Raw genomic sequence first — 19,198 nt, forward strand, 5'->3', positions numbered from 1 at the left:
CGACTCTCCCGGATCGACATAGGCAGCCCCCGTTCAGACACAGGGGCTGCCTTTTGTTAATGCCCCATCAGGCGCTCCATCGCGCCCGGCTTGTCATGGATGGCAAGCTTGCCCACGATGGACTTGCTGGCCTCGTTCATGCCGACCAGCTCCACCTCGACACCCCGCTGACGGAACTTCAGAACGATCGTATCGAGCGCGGCAACGCTGGAAATATCCCAGATATGCGCGTCTGAAACATCGATGCTCACCTTTTCAAGCGCCTCTTTGAGGTTAAAGGACTTGTTGAAGTCATCGGCAGAGGCAAAGAAGATCTGTCCCTCGATCCGGTAGGTTCGGTGCGTTCCGTCTGCAGAGACGGTCGAGCTGACGCTGAACAGACGCGCAATCTTCCAGACAAAGAACAGCGTGGACAACAGAACGCCGATCAGGACCCCGATTGCCAGATTGTGGGTGTAGATGACGCCCGCAACTGTAGCCAGCATCACCACCGATGATGAGCGGGGATGGTGCTTCAGGTTCTTCAGAGAGCTCCACGAGAAGGTGCCGATGGACACCATGATCATGATTGCCACCAGTGCGGCCATCGGGATCTGCTGCACAAGGTCTCCGAGCACCAGGATCATGAAAAGAAGAAGAACGCCTGCCGCGAAGGTGGAAAGCCTTCCGCGCCCGCCAGATTTCACATTGATCATAGACTGGCCGATCATGGCGCAACCTGCCATGCCGCCGATGAAGCCGGTGCAGAAGTTGGCAATGCCTTGACCCACGCATTCCCGGTTCTTGTCGCTCGGCGTATCGGTCAGATCATCAACGATCTGTGCCGTCATCAGTGACTCCAGAAGCCCGACTGTCGCGACCGCGATGGAGTAGGGCAGGATGATCATGAGCGTTTCCAGGTTCAAGGGAACCTGTGGAATCAGAAAGTTCGGCAGCGCCGAGGGCAGTTCGCCCATATCGCCAACCGTGCGGATGTCGAGACCGAAAAAGATGGAGACGGACGTTAATACGATGATGCAGACAAGCGGAGCCGGAACCGCTCGGCTTACATAGGGGAAGAGGTAGATGATCCCCAGACCGGCAGCCAGCATCCAGTAGGTCAGCATTGGCACATTGATGAGCTCCGGCAACTGGGCGAGAAAGATCAGGATGGCCAGAGCGTTGACAAAGCCGGTCATGACAGAACGCGAAACGAAGCGCATCAGGCTGCCGAGTTTGGCCATGCCCGCGAGAACCTGAAGAATGCCAGCCAGCACAGTGGCAGCAAGCAGGTATTGCAGGCCGTGCTCTCTGACGAGCGAACCCATCAAGACTGCTGTGGCAGCTGTTGCGGCGGAAATCATTCCGGGGCGCCCGCCTGTGAAGGCAATGAGCACCGCAATGGAAAAGGATGCATAGAGGCCGACCTTTGGATCGACACCTGCGATGATGGAGAAGGCAATGGCCTCGGGGATGAGAGCAAGAGCGACGACCAGTCCAGACAGGAGATCGTTGCGGACATTGCCAAACCAGTCCTGCCGGACATTCGATAAGATGGAGTTTTGCAAATAAATACCCTCGCACCTTCTCTGCCCGCAGGCTGCAGAAGGCGGATTGAAATGTGGGAGGTGCCGTTGAAGCTTAAGTTCAATCAAGCTTGCGGCAGCGGAGGCATCACGCGTCAATCGCGCGATCGAATGATCGTGTCACGGGCTTACGTTCATTGGGGAGGTCCAAGCGGAATGCTCTCGTGATCGTTGCGGGGGAGCAATGGTGAGAGCTATTGGTTGCCGGGGGATAGGCGCCCGGAGAAGCCACCCGCGAATGCGGGTCCGGTTAGTACTTCTTAGAATGAACGGAAATGCGCGCCGTTTCAAGTGGAAAATCCGTTTGTTTGCAGTGCGCGGCACGGGCACCTGACGCGAAGTTGACCGGGCAACTCCCCGTCTCCGGCTCACTTTTGCCGGTGGATGTCGTTTTTCCCTGGATTTGCATCCGCTTGCTCTCTATGTCCCGATCAAAGGTTGAATAAGCGTGTTTGCTCATACTCAAAAGAAGGACGTCACCTCATAGAGACTGCGGAACGCTCTGATTTTAAAAGGATGCTTGCCCGCTATCTGGCAGTCATGTGCCAGTTGGCGTTGGTTATGCTTGGCCTCGGCCTCTTTGTCAGGCCTGATCTGCCTGCCGATCATCCTCATCATCAGCAGACTGTCTCTGATCGCGTTCTTGCAATTCATCCCGGTGATCGGCGCGATGAGTTGAGGGTGGTCCTCACCGCTGAAAAGCGGAGTTTGAAGAAATGGCGTCTGGAGCCTCAGCACGATCTTCTGGCGTCAAACTCTATCGATTTGCGACTGCAGCCTCGCTTTTCAATGGCGAACTCACTGCAAAGGGAACGCGTACATCAGACGCCGTGTTCGTCTGCCTTTCAGCCTCGTGCGCCGCCCATTCTGCTGGTCTGATCCCCCGAAGCCTCGAGGGCTGATGCCTTCGACACGTTAGACTGCCAGCGTGGCCCTGTGTCCGCATGGCTGATCAGGACATCGATTTCATGAAAAACTCCATCTGGAAGGTGGCGGTCTATATGACCATCATCATCGCGGGGCTGCTTGTCACGCTCCCCAACGTTTTGCCGGAAAGGATGCTGGCCCGATGGCCCGCCTTTCTGCCCCATCAACAGGTTGCACTCGGTCTCGATCTTCGCGGCGGCTCGCACCTTGTGTTGGAGGTAGACCGAGCTTCGCTCGAAAACGATTGGTTGCAGAGCCTGCAACAGGACATACGCTCCACGCTGGAGCGGGAGAGTGTGAAGACCGCCTCTCTCCGCCGTCTGGACAAGACCATTGAAGTTCAGCTTGCCGATGCCTCGCAAGCGGCTGCGGCCGAAACCGCACTTAAATCCCTTTCCAACGAGGTTCAATCTGGCGCACTGACCGCCCCTGACCTGACAGTCGAGCGTGTCAGCGGCGACAGGCTGCGAATAGCCCCTTCGGAAGCGGGGCTGACGCATCGCATGTCGCAGGCCGTTGGGCAGAGTCTCGAAATCATCCGCCAGCGTGTCGATCAGGTCGGTGTTGCCGAACCCACGATCCAGCGTGTCGGCGGAGACCGTGTTCTCGTGCAATTGCCCGGTGAGCAGGATCCATCGAACCTGCGGGCACTTCTCGGTTCCACCGCCAAAATGAGCTTTCATTTGCTCGGACGGGAGGGAGAGCCTGGTATCTCAATGCTGCAGGACGAGGAGGGGCGGCCATACCCGATCCAGAACCGGGTTCTGATTTCCGGCGACCGCCTGACGGATGCGCGCGTTGCTTTCGATCCTAACACCAGCGAGCCGGTTGTTTCCTTCCGTTTCGACCAAGCAGGCGCAACACGGTTCTCCGAAGTCACGAGGCAGAATGTCGGGCAGCCTTTTGCCATTGTTCTGGACGGAAAGGTTCTGAGTGCTCCGGTGATCCGTGAGCCGATCACAGGCGGCGCGGGGCAGATTTCGGGTACCTTCTCCGTATCCGAGGCCAATACTTTGGCCGCCTTGCTGCGCGCAGGCGCGCTTCCGGCAAAGCTGAACGTGATTGAAGAGCGCACGGTCGGTGCCGATCTTGGCAGTGATGCCATTGCGATGGGCATCGAAGCGGGTCTTGGCGGTTTCGTGCTGGTTATGCTGTTCATTCTGGCGCTTTATGGAAGCTGGGGGCTTCTGGCGATTGCCGCGCTGGCTCTGAACGTCATCCTCACATTTGCCGGTTTGACCCTTCTTGGAGCGACCCTCACACTCCCCGGCATTGCGGGCATTGTGCTGGGGATTGGACTTGCGGTCGACGCGAATGTTCTGATTAACGAGCGCATTCGCGAGGAGAGCCGCAAGGGAAGAAGCGCTTTTGCCGCTATCGATCTCGGCTTCAACAAGGCCTATTCGACCATCATTGACAGCAATGTCACAGCATTGATCGCGACTGCGCTGCTGTTCTGGTTCGGCTCCGGCCCGGTGCGCGGCTTCGCCGTCACCATGGGACTGGGAATTGCCATTTCAATGTTCACTGCCGTCTCAGTCGTCCGCGTTCTGATGGTGGAAATCGCTGCTCGAAAGCGTTTGAAACGGATCGACATAAAGCCGCTTTTGCCAATCCGTCTCATTCGCGATGGAACCACCATCGATTTCATGAAGGCGAGAATGGCGGGCCTGGCTCTCTCTGCATTTCTCTCGATTGGCTCGATCGCGCTGCTGTTCACTCATGGCCTGAACTTCGGCGTTGACTTCAAGGGGGGCATTCAGGTGGAGGTGCAGACCTCGGCACCGGCAGATCTGTCTGCTTTCCGAAGTGGCCTGAGCAGCCTTGGACTGGGGGAGGTGGCACTACAGGAATTTGGCAGCAATGATCGGCTGCTGATCCGTCTTGAGCGACAGGCGGGACCGGAAAGTCGACAGACGGAAGCTGTCGAGACGGTACAGGCGGAAATTCGCAAGATCGATCCCGGCGCCAGCATCGAGCGTACGGAAGTGGTCGGTCCAAAGGTAAGCGATGAGCTTGCAACGGCAGGCATTCTTTCGGTGGTCCTGGCCAGTATCGCAATGCTGATCTACATCTGGGTAAGGTTCGAATGGCCCTTTGCCGTCGGTGCAATTGCAACCCTGGTTCTGGATGTCACCAAAACCGTTGGCTTCTTTTCGCTGACCGGGCTCGACTTCAATCTCACGGCCATTGCTGCCTTGCTGACCTTGGTCGGCTACTCCGTCAATGACAAGGTGGTGGTGTATGACCGCATGCGTGAGAACATGCGGATTTATAAATCGATGCCGTTTCGCGACCTTATCAATCTTTCCATCAATGAAACCCTGGCGCGCAGCCTTTACACGTCCGCGACCGCATTTCTGGCCATGATACCGATGGCGATCTGGGGTGGCAGTGCAGTGGAAAGCTTCGCCATCCCGATGGTATTTGGCATCTTCATTGCGGCTTCGTCCTCCGTATTCATTGCGGCACCCATCCTCCTGTTCCTCGGCGACTGGCGCACACGGCGCCGCAAAAGCCAGCAACTCTCTGTTCCGGTGGCGGGCGAGTAGGACTTTCAACACAAGGGGCGTGGGCCGCGCCGGCATCGCGCCCCTTCTGGAAGATACTGGATATATTCGAGGTTGCTGACGGAACCCTGCGCAATCTCCTGCATTTCATTCCCAGTCCATGCAGGAGCCTGAGCCTTGAAATCCCTCGCTAATTTGTTTCTGAGTTTGACGCTTGCCATCATACCCTTGCTCATAGGCCTGGCGATTGCGGATCAAGCTTTGAAGCCCGTTCCGCAGCGGGAGATGGTTGATATGGATGCGCCCAGTCTCTGGACCACCGAGCCGATTCTGGTAACCAACCAGCAAGCCTATGAACGCGTTCCGGGCGTCACCGTGCCGGAGGAGCCGCGCGCCTTCGCAAAACGGGATAATGAGCAGGGCAAGCAGGCCTTTCGCCAGGTGGCGGACGCTGTCTCAATTCCCTTCAAGTCCGATATTCTCGCCGAAACAGATCGGCGTGATATCATCGATACGGCTGGCATAGAAGCCTGTAGCGCCAGGTATCGGTCATATCGGGCGGAAGATAACACCTACCAGCCTTATGGAGGCGGAGGACGCCGCCTATGCGAACTGCGCAATGACGTGCCGACAATGGAAAGTGCACAGGCTGGATCAGCACCGAAGCCCATGTCTGCTTCGACAATGAGCGACGAAACGGCCGGTACAGACGCCCTCTTTGCTCATGAACGCTGGTGTCAGGCACGCTACGCATCTTACGATCCGGCTACGGATACCTATCAACCGTTCACGGGTTCGCGCACGGCCTGCATATCACCCTACAACTAGAGATGAATCAGCAGTGTCCAGCGCGTGCGGTGGCGATCTGGGAAATACCTTCCTTTGTCAGCACTCCGGACAATTCATCCTGCAGATTGGTAACGAGCGATTGCCGTGCGGCTTCCATGTGCATTGCAGCAGATTTTGCACCGAGAGACTCCGCGATGGACAAGGCGTAGCCAATCATATTGATCAGCGCAAAATATTCTTCTCGACGCTCACTAGACTCAAAATTCATGTCCATCATGTTCATCGCGCACTCCTTGTTATCGCTTATAGCAAGAGGATTGCACAGGCGGGCGTTGCATGCGCGTTGCAAAAGCGTTGCACACGTGAAGCGCGATTTTAGTGGCTTCTGATAAAGCGAGGATTGTTCATGTTTTCCTCAAGTTCTCGCCAGGCTTGTGTTTCGTTAAAAATCCAGTCTGGACACGTGTTGCGGACAGCGGCTAGGCCGTTGATTTGCCTGATAAGCTCAATGGCATCCAGGCGTTTCTGGTCGATGGCAGATCGCTTGATAAGCGGCTGTAAATCATCCCAGGAAAGCTCCGCCTGCTGTACGATGCGTCGCCATGTGCGCTGCTTGAAGAAGATAGAGCGTGCAACGCTGGCCAGATGATTTGCATCGGCGCTGGAAAGCAGGCCAAGGTTCTGCGCATTGGCCAGCGTCGCGTCGACATTCACGAGCGGAACGGTGAGGGCGGCGTAGCCAATGTCTTTCGGGCCATGCTGCAAAGCAACATCGCCGTCATCAACGCGGATACCGTCCCTGTACTCTTCAAAGATCCGCCCTATGCCCATCATGCCATAGGGCGCGCATTCGACGGCTCTCAGCGCCCCCATGCTGCTGGCGCCCAGCACGGAACAACCGCGGGTGAGGGCATACAGGATTTCCTTGTGCCAGACGGGTGCGACGTGTTCAAAAAGCCCATCCACAATCCCAATGACGGCGGCACCTTTTGAAACGGCTCGATAGACGTCACCTTGTTCTGCGGGCGGCAGTATCCGCGTTCCAGTGGTGGCGAACTGCGTTGCATCCGGCAGGCTGGGGCCGATGAAGACGATCTTCACAGCAGTGTCCTCATCAGGGCCCGTAGGCCAAACCTCTGTCTACGGCGTCCCTCCGGGTTTTCGAGTTCTGGCGCTACGACCTTGACCACCTTCACGGGAAGCCAGCTGGGAGAGAGGTCCACTGCATAGAGCCGCTGCAAACCGCGTGTCGAAAGCGCAGCAAGCACCTGATCCAAGGCCTCGCTGGCAGTTGATGCTCTGATCACTGGCAACTGATCGGCTTCTCGACCCGGCGAGAGCCGCAAAGCCTCCAGATGAATCAGATTTGCTGCCTGGTGATAGATATCAGGCGATATGTCATCTCTTGCGCCTGCAATGAAGGTCATGCGGGATTGGGCCGCTTCGGTGATCGCTCGCAGAGCGGCTCGCCTTGGAGTGATCGCTGCGCCTGCGCCGACAGTGAGTTCCACATAGCGGATTTCACCGGAAAGGGAGCGCGGAGCGAGTAGGCAAAGGATGCAGGGCACGCGAATATCAGAGGATATATCGAACAACGCAATCTGAAGCTCTGCCGCCTCAATCTGGGCCAGAAGGGAGTGAACGGTTGGATCGCGGAAACCTTCAGGGTTGATCCGCGTCGCGTTGCGACGCTCGGGCTTCATCAGCTCCCACAGCGTCATCGCATCCCGTTCCACACGCTCCAGCAATGCGTGAAGAAGGGCTTCTTCCAAAGTGTTCCCGGAGGCAAGCCCATCGGATGTCTGCCAATAAAGGCCCTGCTTGCGGCTGCGGTCCATCGTGACGGCCTCAACGGGAAGAGCAACTGGCTCTCCTGTCAAGAGATGCCACCCATTCACCCATGGCAGAAGATCATCGCGCTTCGGTATGCGGCTGTTGAGAGCGAGAAACTCCGGTAGCCAGTCGTGCCGCGTTCCGTCAGCAGTTAATTCTGTGCAGGAGGCAAAGGTCACCCGGTTGAATGGCTGGCTGGCAATGGATCGCTCCATGGCTTCCATGACGGCCGAGGTGCGGGCTGCATCGTCACTCAACCCCTTGCCATTCGCAATCACAATGCCACGCGAATTCGGATTGAAGGCACACCAGACAGGAATGCCAATCTTGTCTAGGCCGGTTTGGCGGGCGATCCGGGTAATGCCGAATTGAGAAACAAAAGGGGAGACTCTGCTGAAGGTCTCCCCTGGCGAGCAAGCTCGCAAATCCGTCATGGCAGCTTCATTAGCTTTCGTGGAAGCTGCCGGCCGCGGCCAGAGGTGCAGAGAGTGAGACGGCGAAATCGACACCCTTCGTAACGACCGTGCCTGTCTTCCGCAGCGCTGCCAGAGAAGCGGCTTCTTCCGGCAGGCCACCCACCAGCGGTGTTACGGTTCCGGCGTCCAGATCAACCATATAAAGTTCCGAACTTCCCTGCACGCCCAGCACAATCACATTCGCCATTCATACATCCTTTTTAGAAGCCAGCTTTCAAAAGACCTTCGCGGTACATTTCCGTCTGCCACTTCTCCTTATGCGGAAGAACGGCAACCCATCTTTCAACGTCGAATGTTGGGTTGTCCTTCAATACGCGCAGTCGGCAGGCTCTTGCTTTGGTTGCATCCCCCAGCATAGCCCAACTTGCAGCAGCTAAACGATCCGCTGGCCGACTGTCTCTCATTCGATCGATGTAATCAAGGGCTTGCCTATACTCGCCAAGGAAGTAAGATGCACCGGCTGCCGCCCAGAAGTAGGGGTCAGGCGGTAAGGGGTTGAGTTCAATAGAGTTTTTTACCTTGGCAAGGGCATCCGCGGGGCGGCTGGCATGAACCAGGCTGTCTGCATGGCTGAACAGCACATCAGCATAATGTGGACTAAGTTGCTCTGCAGTTGCCAAGGCTTCGAGGCTCTCATCGATTCGGCCCATGAACAACTGGCTTACCCCAAGCTCCTTGAATGCTCCGGCTGATCCGGCATTTTGTGAGACCGCAGAATCGGCCAGCCGCGTTGCTTCCTGCAGAAGTTCCTGATCGCCGCGGGCCGTGAGAATCCATTCCATGCTGTAGGTTCGAGAAAGGCCAGCCAGAGCCGAGGCGAAGCCTCGATCCAGCTCCAGCGCCTCCTTGAAGTGCCGTCGCGCACGACGCATGGAGGGCAGCGACATGGTGGACAGATCCTGCAGGCCGCGCAGGAAAGAGACATAGGCTTCTGGCCGCTTGCTGTAGTCCAGCGCCATCTGCCTGCTGGATGCGAGCCGATCGATGAGGGACGACTGAACTGCTTCCGTAATGATGGTGCGTTGCTGGACGATCTGCGTCGGGTCGAGGCGGAAGCGGCTTGCCCAGACGACTTCGTCCGTCGGCAGGAAAATCAGCTGGACGAACAGGGAATCGTCGGTCCGCTGGCTATCGAGCACATAGGCGATCTTGTGGCGTTCGAGGATCGCAGCCTTATCCCGGGATCCACGTATTCTCTCGGAGGTATAGGGTGCTACGACGGAGACCGCACGTTCTGCGCAGAGGCCAATCGTCAGATCTTCAATAAGGGCGTTCGCAATGGACCCCGTTTTCTGTGCGGCCAGCGATGTCTCGGGAGGAAGCAGGGCGATGCGGGGCGCTGTCCAGAGATCGCTTCCGGCTGGGGGAGAGGCTTTGTGCTCGGCGACTGATAGAGCGCTCGCGCCGGTAAGCGAGACAGGTGCGTTGGCTGCAACCTCTGCCGCCCCGGAAATTCTTCGGCGGATGTCTTCGTCGGCAGGATCGTGTTCCAGCAGCAGGACCGCCGCCCGCCGCAGCGCCGAGCGCGACGATGCACCGCCACCAGTCGTGTCGGCTTCGATAAAGCGCTGGCGGAGAAGGGTGAGGTGATGCTGCCGGACATTGCGCACCCAAAGGTCCAATGCCGTATTGCCGGAGCCGGCGGAAGGGAGAAAAGGATGGGCAACAGCGTCGCTAAAGCGTTCAAGGCTTTCCTCACCAGCGCCAGCGGATTCAAACTCCAGATCGCATGAAAGGGACGTGTAGTCGAGGCTGAGGGTTGCGCCCTTCGAGATGACGCAAGATTGGCGAGGGGCCTCTGCCTTTGACAATCGCAGCAGCGTTGATCTCAGATTGGTGGCGGCAGCATCTTTGTTGCCAGGCCATAGCAACTGCGCCAAGTCACGCCGCGCAACCGGCGCTTCTGCACGGTACAGATAGGCGAGCAGGAGTAAAGACAAATAAGGCGCGGCAATAACTTGCCCCGCCTCATCTTCCAGCCGGCATCCGCCAAGCGTGGTCAGCCGCAAAGCCATATGCAAGGCTCAATGGGCTGCGTATGCGATATCGTTGGCATCCGACACTGCGGATGAATCACGAGACAGGCTACGAACCAGACCTAGAATGGATTGGCGCACACGCTTGTCTTCAATAGCTGAAAAGGCCGCAGCCAGCGCAACACATTCCTTCGAGTTCATGAAGTCTGCAGAAGAATTGGCACCTTCCTCGTCCACCGATCCGGGGCTGCCTTCGAAGAAGAACGGGATCGGCACGTTCAAAATTTCAGCAATGTGCTGCAAGCGGCTGGCGCCTACGCGGTTCGCGCCCTTTTCATACTTCTGCACCTGCTGAAAGGTGATGCCGAGACTGTCACCCAACTTTTCTTGGCTCATGCCCAGCATCGTCCGGCGAAGCCGAATGCGCGATCCAACATGAACATCTATGGGATTTGGAGATTTCTTTGTCATTTCAGTTCCAAGGGAAGATAAACTAGGGATCATATTGCTCTATTCAGAGGAATAAAGCAACTATTTTTCGTTGACGCATGCGTCGCTCCACTCTCTCCTGTTGCAGCCCAGCTTGTTGAAAACAGACATCAACTCACAATAAAAACAAGTCAACATAAGGTTTTAACCAAGCAACCCCAGCAACAATGTATTTGTGGCAAAAGTAGTATTTATGGACGAAATTTAATGTGCAGCTGGTCGAGAGTGGAGGAAGGAAGGTGAATGGGATAACCCCTCATTTTTCAGTGCGATTTTTTCGCTTGCAGCGTGGGATAGCTTTGACTGATCGCCTCGGAGATGTGTAAATTGGCTTTGCCTCGTTCGTGAGAATGGGCGGCGCCAATTTCATGCAAGGCTGATCGGTCGGAGCAAAGATCACTTTTAGCGTTTATGTATCGCAATTGACGGCCCAGGGTTGCAATTGTCCTAATTAAGTTGCTTGTCAACTTGCGTTTACGAAACCTTAATTTTTCGCCCCGACAAAATGTGTCACTAATTCAGGTGTCTCATGCTGCATAAGCCTCTCTTCCGTCGCGCGGATGATCTCGATGAATTCGTTGATCTCGCATCCGTTCCGCGACATCGTTACATCCACAATCATCCCTTTGTGCTTCGGCTGCGCCGGGCCGTGGAGTTCGATTACGTATCCATTAGCGGACTGGACATTGATCGCTTCCGCTTTGGTACAGGGCAATCGGTCGATACGGATTTTCCGCCAGCATTCATCGAGGCCTATTATGAAGCGCGGTTTCATCTGACCGATCCCTATGTCATGGCATCAAAAAATGCGCGAGATGTCGTGGTGGAAGCGGATGTGCCCAAGCCTGAGGTGCCCAATGAGCGCCTCAACTACTTGCTTGAGACCTTCAACATCAAGAATCGTACGCTTTTTCCCATTCGCCGGGGCGATGTTGTTTATGGTGGAGTGGGTTTTACGCGCAGCTATCCGTTCGATGCAGAGGAAATTGCCTTTCTGAAAGAAGTTGCTCCGGCAGCGCATAATGCGATCACGGGACGGCTCATGCGCCGTTTTGCAGCTTCCGAGCTGCGTTTGTCCACCGGCGAAGTCCTGTGTTTGCGGCTGGCCTCGAGAGGGCTGACGAGTGAACAAATCGCGCTTGAGAGCGGCTATCAGGTCGATACCGTCAATACATATATCAAGAATGCAACAAAGAAGGTTGGTGCAAGCAACCGGACGCAGGCAATTGCGGAAGCAATCCGTCGCGGGCTGATCGATTGACATCACGCCCACCAATTTAAGTGATCAATAAATCATCGATATGCCGTTTACATTGGCGGTATCGACATTATCTTGCGTTTGATCATGACGCTCGCTCACTCTGCGGGTTCTCATCAGGGCGCGTTTGCTACGCCCTCAAGCTTTGCTCTTGGAGAAGCGGTTGAACGCAACGAATGACGATCTTGAGGTTTGCGCCCGCGAGCCCATACACATTCCCGGTGCCATACAGCCACACGGTGCTTTGTTCGTTTTGCGCCCAGGTGATTGGACCGTGGTGCAGGCAAGCCAAAATATTGCTGATTTCGTCAATGATGATGTTCGGTGCGGTGAGAAACCCCGAGCACTACTGGCGCAGGTTACGGCAAATATACAGACGTGGTATCAGACACCAGAACCAGCGTTTGTCTTCACCTGCCCGGAATTGAAGCTGACAGGCCTTGCCCATCGTTCCGACGGTCGCGTCATTGTCGAGGTTGAGAAAAGCGAAGGCCTTCCACTGGATGAAGCATTCACGGCATTGCGCGCCTTTACGCAGCGTCTGGGGGCGGAAGCAGGGATTGATCGCTCCCTGCACACCACTGCTGAGTTCATCCAGATCCTCACCGGCTTTGATCGCGTTTTGATTTACCGGTTCGACGACGAGTGGAACGGCCATGTTGTTGCGCAAGCTGGCAATGGCAATTTGCCCTCCTACCTTGGGTTACGCTTTCCTGCATCAGATATTCCGGCGCAAGCGCGTGCTCTTTATGCATCAAACACCTTGAGGATCATTCCCGACGTAAATTACCGCCCCGTACCGGTCGAGCCTACCTGTGATCCCGACACCGGCAAACCACTCGATCTCAGCCATTCTCAGTTGCGAAGTGTCTCGCCGCTTCATCTCGAATACATGAAGAACATGGGCACGGGCGCGTCCATGTCGGTTTCGATCATGGTGGAAGGCGGTCTCTGGGGCCTGATATCCTGTCATAGTGCCGCTGCACATGGTGTGTCGCAGCCGATCCGCGAAACGTGTGATTTCGTTGCTCAGTCCCTTGCCATGCGGATAGGCGCGCTCGACCGGGCTGAGAAGGCGGCTCGCAGTTTGGAACTCGGCGCGGTGACCAGTCGCCTGCTTGCCATCATGGCCGCTGCGCCGGATTGGAAGCAGGCTCTGGCGGCAGAGCCTGAAGCACTGATGTCCCAGGTGGGATCATCCGGCGCTGCGATTATTGACGAGGATGAGCTTATTGCCGTGGGTGAAGCGCCGCCCGAGACGGATATTCGCGCCTTGGCGGCTTGGCTGAGCGAGCAGGCGGCCGATGAATACATAGCCACCAGCTGCCTGCCCAGCGCACTTGAGACGGCTGAGCGGTTTGCAGCTGTGGCCAGCGGTGTGCTGGCCATTCGCATTTCCGCATTTCGTTCTCAGTGGTTGATCTGGTTCCGGCCAGAGCTGGTGAAGACGGTGAAGTGGGGCGGAGATCCGCATAAACATGTTCAGGAAAGCGGTCGAATTCACCCGCGAAAATCCTTCGATGCCTGGCGGGAACTGGTGCGAATGCAATCGACGCCCTGGGAGGAAGCGGAAATAGCCGCAGCCCTCAATCTTCGTCGCGCGATTGTCGGTATTGTCTTGCGCAAGGCGGAGGAGCTCGCCCAGATTACCAGCGAGTTGCAGCGGTCCAACAAGGAACTAGAAGCCTTCTCCTATTCGGTGTCGCATGATTTGCGCGCTCCATTCCGCCATATTGTGGGTTTTGCTCAGTTGTTGCGTGAACGGGAGAAGAGCCTCGACGAAAAATCGCAGCACTATCTCCAAACCATTTCAGACGCGGCAGTTTCAGCCGGGCGTCTCGTTGATGATCTCTTGAGCTTTTCCCAGTTGGGGCGGGCTGCGATTTCTTCAAAACCCGTCGATATGAACAAACTGGTCGCCGAGGTGATCAAGTCTTTGAAGATGGAAGTAGCGCAGCGGCAGATTGAGTGGCAGGTCTTCCCATTACCGGATGCCTGGGGGGATGCCAGTCTGTTACGTCAGGTCTGGTACAACCTCCTGGACAATGCCGTTAAGTACACACGCGCGCGGAAAGCCGCGAAAATTGTCATCAATGGTCACCTTGATGGCGAAATTGCGAGCTATCGGGTTGAAGATAATGGCGTTGGTTTCGACATGGCCTACGTCGGAAAGCTCTTCGGCGTCTTTCAGCGGCTGCAACGAGCCGAGGATTTTGAAGGAACCGGTATCGGGCTCGCGCTCGTTCGCCGCATCATCGAGCGGCACAATGGATCTATCCGGGCCGAAGGCAAGCTGGATGAAGGTGCTGTGTTCACCTTTGCGCTTCCGGTTGAATTGAGAAAGGTGCGAGCAATTGCCTGATATACGTCCCATCCTGCTCGTGGAGGATAGTCCTCTCGATCTGGAGCTTACACTGGCTGCGCTTGAAAAGTGCCAGCTTGCCAATGAAATCGTGATCGCGCGCGATGGTGCAGAGGCGATGGATTATCTGCTTTCAGCCGGTGTCTATCAGAACCGGCAGGCAGGAGATCCCGCCGTTGTCCTTCTTGATCTGAAGCTGCCCAAGATGGACGGTTTGGAAGTGCTGGAGCGGGTGAAGCGTGACGATGCGCTGCGCCACATTCCGATCGTCATGCTGACCTCATCCCGTGAGGAGCAAGATCTTGTGCGAAGCTATGAGCTGGGTGTCAATGCATTCGTTGTGAAGCCTGTGGAGTTCACCGAATTTTTCAAGGCAATTCAGGATCTTGGCGTTTTCTGGGCTTTGCTGAACGAACCACCTCCGGGATACACGCGAAATGCCAAATTCTGAATATAGCGCTCATCCAGCTCGCATCCTTTTGCTGGAAGACAGCGTTCTGGATGCGGAGCTGATCTGTGAGCACCTTCGACAGCTGCATCCGGAACCAGAGGTGCGGCGGGCCACAAAGAAGGCCGAGTATCTGGCAGCCCTGGATGACATGGAATTCGACGTCATTCTGGCAGATTTTTCCCTGCCGGATTTCGATGGCATGTCCGCTCTGGAGATTGCACACGCTCTGGTGCCGGATACCCCGTTCATCTTTGTGTCTGGTGTGCTTGGCGAAGAGGCGGCCATCGAGAGCTTTCGCCGGGGCGCAACGGACTACGTTCTGAAACAACGGATGATCCGCCTTGCCGCGGCGGTTGAGCGTGCTCTGGCCGAATCCCGAGAGCGAGCAGAGCGAAAGCGTGTTGAGCAGCACCGCGAGCTTCTTGTTCGGGAACTAAGTCACCGTGTGAAGAACACGATGGCCATGGTCATGTCGATCGTCCGTCGCACGGCAAAAGGCAGCTTCACTGTCGATGAATATGTCGAAAATCTCATGGGTCGTCTGCGTGCGATGGCGGACGCGCATGCATTGCTATTCGAAACAAACTGGAATGAAGCAGCTCTCGAAGATGTCATTCATAGAACGATTGCTGCCTATATCCGCAGCGTAGAGCGGGTCATCATCGGTGAGGCTGTGCCTGTAACGTTAGATCCGCGTGCGGCTGTCGCCTTCAGCATGGTTTTGAACGAATTGGCGACAAATGCACTTAAATACGGAGCGTTGCGCCACCAGGACGGGCGCGTCTTTTTGAACTGGTCGGTCGCCGCCAATGAGGAAGGTGTGCCAGCGGTGCATTTTCGCTGGCAGGAACAGGATGGGCCGGCCATCACGCCACCGAAAAGCCACGGCTTCGGCACGACACTGATTACCCGGACGATTGAGTATGAACTGCAGGGAAGCGTCAGGTTGGACTTTGACCAGAGTGGGTTCGTTTGCGACGTTATCTTTCCGCTCCGCGATCCCGGCTGCGATGATGCCGATGGGACACCTTTAAGCTCTGGTCATGTTCGGGATCAGGAAGATCTCACGCACTAGGCTGTCCAGTTTTTGTGGGCACCACGGTTTTGCGAGCATGGGCACGCCCTTCAGGCGCGCCTTTAGCTCTGGAAGCTCTGCATAGCCGCTGCATACTATGACCGGTACTTGTACTGACTTTAAGAGTTCAATGACGGGAAACGAAAACTCTCCATTGAGATTGAGGTCGACAATGGCACCAGCGAGTTTGGATGACGGAATGTCTCGCAGGGCATCATCTATCCGCGCATAAGGGCCTTGCACGTAAAAGCCCCTATTCAACAGATAATCTTCCATATCCAAGGCTAGAAGCATATCATCTTCCAGCACCAATATGGTCTGGCGACTAGGCGGGGAAATAGCGTCCACGCACTCACTCTCAAAATTAAATCCACCGAATTGTGCGCGTTTAGTTGCTGCAGCGGTTGCTGATTTCAAGAGGCTGATTGCTTCATTTTTGCTGGTCGCATTGGTTTTTGCTTAATTTGTGTCTACTAAATCATGTGAGGAAGGGTCTTCGAGTCAGCTTTAGAGGTGCGTGCCGATGACAGAAACCGCAACACCTGCACCCCGGCGACGTATGCTAAAGGGGGTGCAGCTCGTATTTAACAACGGGTGCAGTGCCATCAACGGCGTTCTCCGGGACGTGTCTGATACCGGCGCAAGGGTGAGTGTCGAGAACTCCCTTGCCTTGCCGCAAAGCATCTCGCTTGTCTTCGAGGACGGATCAAAGCGATCTTGCGAAATCGCCAGGCGCGAGTTGAAAGAGATAGGCTTGCGGTTCACGGATCTCTGATCCCTCTCAGAAAACATACTCAGCTCTTTAAAAATACGCGGGATGTACACATGCGAGAACAAAGCGGGCTCGCAGAGAAGTGGCAACAATTTGTCAGAGGTTGCGTCAAAAGAAGTGGATGAATTCAAAAGTTGAGATGTTTCGGATTTGTGGAGTTCGATGGAGAACACACTGGGTGGATCAGAATCAACCGCCAGCACTTCGTTGTCTTGCGCGTGTGATATGAGGCCCTGAACTTCCTCCAGATTTTCGTTGAGTCCGCCATATCAAGAGACGGACGATGAAGCGTTCACGGTTCACGGAAGAACAGATCAGCGGGCTATTGAAGGAGCAGGAGGATGGCGCGAAAGGCCGATGTTTATCGCAAGCACGGCATCTCGATGCAACCTTCTACAAATAGTGAGCCACTGGAAGCGCCACCGGTTCAAGCCTAACGGCAAACGCGAAGTATGGCGGCATGGATGCGTCCGAGGCCCGCAAGCTGAAGGCGCTTGAGGACGAGGAATGCCAGATTGAAGAAGCTGTTCGCCGAGGCCATGCTGGACAATGCGATCCCGAAGGATGTCGCTGCAGATAAATGGTGACGCCCGATGTGAAGCGGAATATTGTAGCTCACGTCTGCGCTGAGCATGAGCCACAAGGACGTGCGAGGTTCTGTCGTTGGGATCGTTTGAGCATCCGATATCGCAGTGTGCGGATGTTAGAAACGTCCTCGAACCCGCGCCCGCGCGCCCGCAGACTTTTCACCATCCCCTTCCATATTGAACAATAGATCAAGATCGAGGCTCCAGGTCGTGACAGTCTCGAGCGACAACCCAGCGGCGACTTGTGCAAATGCGCCTGATCCGTCTAGAGCGGACATGCCGCCCGTCACGCCAAGGCGTGGTGTGAGTGACATGTCGTTTTCCAGTACAAATGACCTGGATATTTCCGCACCCAGGCTGACGCGGAACTGCTCGGTATTGAAGCCTTCGATGGCTAGCTTGTCACCAGGGCTATTGCTGACGGTGTAGTTCTTCACATCTTCGGAAAGATAAACAGCGCGCAGTTTGGGCGAGAGCATGGTGGTGTCATCCAGTAGCCACTGTCCAGTCAGCGAGGTGTCGAACATCCAGCGTTTGGTATCAAAGTCGCCATCCCAGAAGGATGTGTCGATATCGTTGACCGATCCGCCGTAAAGACCACTTGCGTTCCAGTAGACGCCTTTGCCAATTTCGGTGGAAATATACGGGCCCAGGAACCAACCATTACCCGTTAGTGTGGCATCCTGATCTGTCGGGTCCACCATGCGATCGTAATGGAAGGAAAGACCGACGAGCAGCTTTTCAGAAAGAAGATAGTCCGCGCCGGCAGAGATCATGGCGAAATTGCCCCAGCGATCACCATTTTCCTCGCGATTATGCGCCAAGAAGGTGCTGTCAAACCAGATGTTGAAGGGAGAGGAATAGCCACCGCCAATCCCATCAGCGGCATCGCGCGCTGATTCCATCTGTGCAAGGCTGGTTGAAAGGCCAAGTGTCACGCCATCCTTCGAAGGCAGGATCCGCGTGGTGATTGGGTCTGTCGCCGCCTCCATGCGTCGCCTTTCCAACAAGCCCGGCACCTTCATAGTGGATGCGATCATGCTCTGCCGCGTCCGGACAAAATCCCTGACCAGACCATCAACAAAATCGACGACTTCGGCTGGATTATAGCCAAGGTTATAGGTAACAACACCTGTATTGGAGACGCCGAGGGCGCTGGTTAGCCTGAAGCCAACACGCGCCCGACCGGAATAGGCCGGGTTCGGCGTGAACTGTAGATACCACCCCACCGGGGCAACGGGTCCGGCTTGAGCGAATTGACCCTGTATGATCCTTGCTGTTCCTGCATTCGACGGTTCAACGAATGTCAAATCAGCAGCAGCAAAGGGTCCGCCAGTTGCGCCCCGATGAAGAGCAACATCGACCGGGGTCGAGCCAGGGGGAACATCCAGCTGTTTGTCAGTCACCGTCACCGCGCGCGGCTTGACGGTAAGGCTAAACGTTGCGGCTCCAATATTGCCATTATTGTCTCTTGCCTGAATGGAGAACTGATAATCTCCCTCGGTATTGGCCGCCAAAGGTCCGTTCAACTCTCCGGTTGAGGCGTTGAGGACCAGTCCATTCGGTAGCGTGCCTGACGTGACGCTGTATACCAATCCGCCCGCAGGGCTTGCTACAGAAATAGACTGACGATAAGCCTCGCCCGCCATGGCGTTTTCGAGATTTCCACCATTGGGAGAGAGGACGAGCCCTGCGGCGGCATTCCCGATCTGCAGACTGTAATTTGCCGAAGTCGGGGTGTTGCTTGCGTCAGTGGCCGTTATCGTAAAACTGAAGGAACCCGCAGCGCTGGGTGTGCCCGCAAGTGTGCCCGTACCAGTTAAGGAAAGACCAGAGGGAAGCGACCCGTTGGTCACGGCGTATGAATAGGGCGCAGTACCTCCGGACGCAGAAAAACTCTGGCTGTAAGCCAGGTTGACGGACCCGCTCGGCAGCGCCCCTGCAGCGGGTGACAAGGCAACCGCTGTAGCTGCTGCACGGGTGACGGTGACCGTATAGGTTTTTGTTGTCGTGCCGTCCTGGGCGGTAACAACAACGGTGATGGTATTGCTGCCGACATTGAGGTTGACGCTTGCGGGACTGCCGGATGTTGCTGCCGCGCCATTGACGGTCATGGTTGCAGTGGCAT

General features: G+C 56.0%; 16 protein-coding genes and 1 other annotated feature. Of the genes, 7 read left to right on the forward strand and 9 right to left on the reverse strand.

All coding sequences use genetic code 11. The features are described from left to right. Nucleotides 1–56 precede the first annotated feature (56 nt). Nucleotides 57–1,547 carry a SulP family inorganic anion transporter gene (locus tag ACFSE1_RS18615; RefSeq protein WP_377404873.1) on the reverse strand — a complete coding sequence of 497 codons (1,491 nt, stop codon included), beginning with the start codon at nt 1,545–1,547 and terminating at the stop codon, nt 57–59. A gap of 216 nt (nt 1,548–1,763) precedes the next feature. Beyond that, nucleotides 1,764–1,816 (reverse strand) — a sequence feature (sul1 is cis-regulatory element that is thought to sense ions involved in sulfur or methionine metabolism; They are found in Alphaproteobacteria). 717 nt (nt 1,817–2,533) lie between these two features. Here ACFSE1_RS18615 and secD point away from each other — a divergent pair. Together secD and ACFSE1_RS18625 are read left to right on the forward strand one after the other, a co-directional pair. Continuing rightward, nucleotides 2,534–5,044, forward strand: coding sequence for a protein translocase subunit SecD (gene secD, locus ACFSE1_RS18620; protein WP_377404876.1), 2,511 nt, complete (start codon nt 2,534–2,536; stop codon nt 5,042–5,044). Nucleotides 5,045–5,296: 252 nt separating this feature from the next. Then, nucleotides 5,297–5,830 (forward strand): BA14K family protein, encoded by a 534-nt coding sequence (locus ACFSE1_RS18625; RefSeq protein ID WP_377404879.1) that lies wholly within the window; start codon nt 5,297–5,299, stop codon nt 5,828–5,830. Nucleotides 5,831–5,837: 7 nt separating this feature from the next. Here ACFSE1_RS18625 and ACFSE1_RS18630 read toward each other — a convergent pair whose 3' ends face one another. The 6 genes from ACFSE1_RS18630 to ACFSE1_RS18655 form a co-directional block, all read right to left on the reverse strand. Next, nucleotides 5,838–6,074 carry a hypothetical protein gene (locus ACFSE1_RS18630; RefSeq protein WP_377404882.1) on the reverse strand — a complete coding sequence of 79 codons (237 nt, stop codon included), beginning with the start codon at nt 6,072–6,074 and terminating at the stop codon, nt 5,838–5,840. Nucleotides 6,075–6,166: 92 nt separating this feature from the next. Beyond that, entirely contained in the window at nt 6,167–6,892 is a 726-nt protein-coding gene (locus tag ACFSE1_RS18635) for a TfuA-like protein (protein ID WP_377404885.1), read from the reverse strand. Continuing rightward, nucleotides 6,889–8,058, reverse strand: coding sequence for a YcaO-like family protein (locus tag ACFSE1_RS18640; protein WP_377404888.1), 1,170 nt, complete (start codon nt 8,056–8,058; stop codon nt 6,889–6,891). The genes ACFSE1_RS18635 and ACFSE1_RS18640 overlap by 4 nt, the downstream gene beginning before the upstream one ends. A 10-nt stretch (nt 8,059–8,068) precedes the next feature. Further along, nucleotides 8,069–8,287 (reverse strand): hypothetical protein, encoded by a 219-nt coding sequence (locus ACFSE1_RS18645; protein WP_377404891.1) that lies wholly within the window; start codon nt 8,285–8,287, stop codon nt 8,069–8,071. A gap of 13 nt (nt 8,288–8,300) precedes the next feature. After that, nucleotides 8,301–10,115 carry a hypothetical protein gene (locus ACFSE1_RS18650; protein ID WP_377404894.1) on the reverse strand — a complete coding sequence of 605 codons (1,815 nt, stop codon included), beginning with the start codon at nt 10,113–10,115 and terminating at the stop codon, nt 8,301–8,303. A 9-nt stretch (nt 10,116–10,124) separates the two neighbouring features. Further along, nucleotides 10,125–10,547 carry a helix-turn-helix domain-containing protein gene (locus ACFSE1_RS18655; protein ID WP_377405102.1) on the reverse strand — a complete coding sequence of 141 codons (423 nt, stop codon included), beginning with the start codon at nt 10,545–10,547 and terminating at the stop codon, nt 10,125–10,127. A gap of 547 nt (nt 10,548–11,094) precedes the next feature. On the opposite strand from ACFSE1_RS18655, the gene ACFSE1_RS18660 reads away from it, so the two are divergent. The 4 genes from ACFSE1_RS18660 to ACFSE1_RS18675 all read left to right on the forward strand — a co-directional run bounded on the left by ACFSE1_RS18660 (nt 11,095) and on the right by ACFSE1_RS18675 (nt 15,711). After that, the gene (locus ACFSE1_RS18660; protein WP_377404897.1) at nt 11,095–11,826 is read left to right on the forward strand and encodes a LuxR C-terminal-related transcriptional regulator; all 732 of its coding nucleotides are present in this window, start codon (nt 11,095–11,097) and stop codon (nt 11,824–11,826) included. Nucleotides 11,827–11,986: 160 nt separating this feature from the next. Further along, nucleotides 11,987–14,185, forward strand: coding sequence for an ATP-binding protein (locus tag ACFSE1_RS18665; RefSeq protein WP_377404900.1), 2,199 nt, complete (start codon nt 11,987–11,989; stop codon nt 14,183–14,185). Next, nucleotides 14,178–14,636, forward strand: a complete 459-nt coding sequence (locus tag ACFSE1_RS18670) for a response regulator (RefSeq protein ID WP_377404903.1) — start codon at nt 14,178–14,180, stop codon at nt 14,634–14,636. The genes ACFSE1_RS18665 and ACFSE1_RS18670 overlap by 8 nt, the downstream gene beginning before the upstream one ends. Next, nucleotides 14,623–15,711 carry a sensor histidine kinase gene (locus ACFSE1_RS18675; protein WP_377404906.1) on the forward strand — a complete coding sequence of 363 codons (1,089 nt, stop codon included), beginning with the start codon at nt 14,623–14,625 and terminating at the stop codon, nt 15,709–15,711. The genes ACFSE1_RS18670 and ACFSE1_RS18675 overlap by 14 nt, the downstream gene beginning before the upstream one ends. On the opposite strand, the gene ACFSE1_RS18680 is transcribed toward ACFSE1_RS18675, so the two are convergent. Continuing rightward, nucleotides 15,667–16,128 (reverse strand): response regulator, encoded by a 462-nt coding sequence (locus tag ACFSE1_RS18680; protein WP_377404909.1) that lies wholly within the window; start codon nt 16,126–16,128, stop codon nt 15,667–15,669. The two genes, ACFSE1_RS18675 and ACFSE1_RS18680, sit on opposite strands and share 45 nt — an antisense overlap. Before the next feature lie 142 nt (nt 16,129–16,270). Between ACFSE1_RS18680 and ACFSE1_RS18685 the strand changes: the two genes are divergently transcribed. After that, nucleotides 16,271–16,486: a PilZ domain-containing protein gene (locus ACFSE1_RS18685; protein ID WP_377405104.1), complete on the forward strand. Its 216-nt coding sequence runs from the start codon at nt 16,271–16,273 to the stop codon at nt 16,484–16,486. Nucleotides 16,487–17,186: 700 nt separating this feature from the next. On the opposite strand, the gene ACFSE1_RS18690 is transcribed toward ACFSE1_RS18685, so the two are convergent. Continuing rightward, nucleotides 17,187–19,198, reverse strand: a 2,012-nt coding sequence (locus tag ACFSE1_RS18690) for a putative Ig domain-containing protein (protein WP_377404911.1), incomplete at its 5' end; no start/stop codon positions are given.

Source organism: Affinirhizobium helianthi (genome assembly GCF_042680945.1).
Classification (GTDB): Bacteria; Pseudomonadota; Alphaproteobacteria; order Rhizobiales; family Rhizobiaceae; genus Neorhizobium; species Neorhizobium helianthi.

Coding starts and splice junctions, on each gene's coding strand:
- ACFSE1_RS18660 (WP_377404897.1), top strand. CDS start 11,095: ATGCTGCATAAGCCTCTCTTCCGTCGCGCGGATGATCTCGATGAATTC.
- ACFSE1_RS18655 (WP_377405102.1), bottom strand. CDS start 10,547: ATGACAAAGAAATCTCCAAATCCCATAGATGTTCATGTTGGATCGCGC.
- ACFSE1_RS18645 (WP_377404891.1), bottom strand. CDS start 8,287: ATGGCGAATGTGATTGTGCTGGGCGTGCAGGGAAGTTCGGAACTTTAT.
- ACFSE1_RS18675 (WP_377404906.1), top strand. CDS start 14,623: ATGCCAAATTCTGAATATAGCGCTCATCCAGCTCGCATCCTTTTGCTG.
- ACFSE1_RS18625 (WP_377404879.1), top strand. CDS start 5,297: ATGGATGCGCCCAGTCTCTGGACCACCGAGCCGATTCTGGTAACCAAC.
- ACFSE1_RS18640 (WP_377404888.1), bottom strand. CDS start 8,058: ATGACGGATTTGCGAGCTTGCTCGCCAGGGGAGACCTTCAGCAGAGTC.
- ACFSE1_RS18685 (WP_377405104.1), top strand. CDS start 16,271: ATGCTAAAGGGGGTGCAGCTCGTATTTAACAACGGGTGCAGTGCCATC.
- secD (WP_377404876.1), top strand. CDS start 2,534: ATGAAAAACTCCATCTGGAAGGTGGCGGTCTATATGACCATCATCATC.
- ACFSE1_RS18630 (WP_377404882.1), bottom strand. CDS start 6,074: ATGAACATGATGGACATGAATTTTGAGTCTAGTGAGCGTCGAGAAGAA.
- ACFSE1_RS18650 (WP_377404894.1), bottom strand. CDS start 10,115: ATGGCTTTGCGGCTGACCACGCTTGGCGGATGCCGGCTGGAAGATGAG.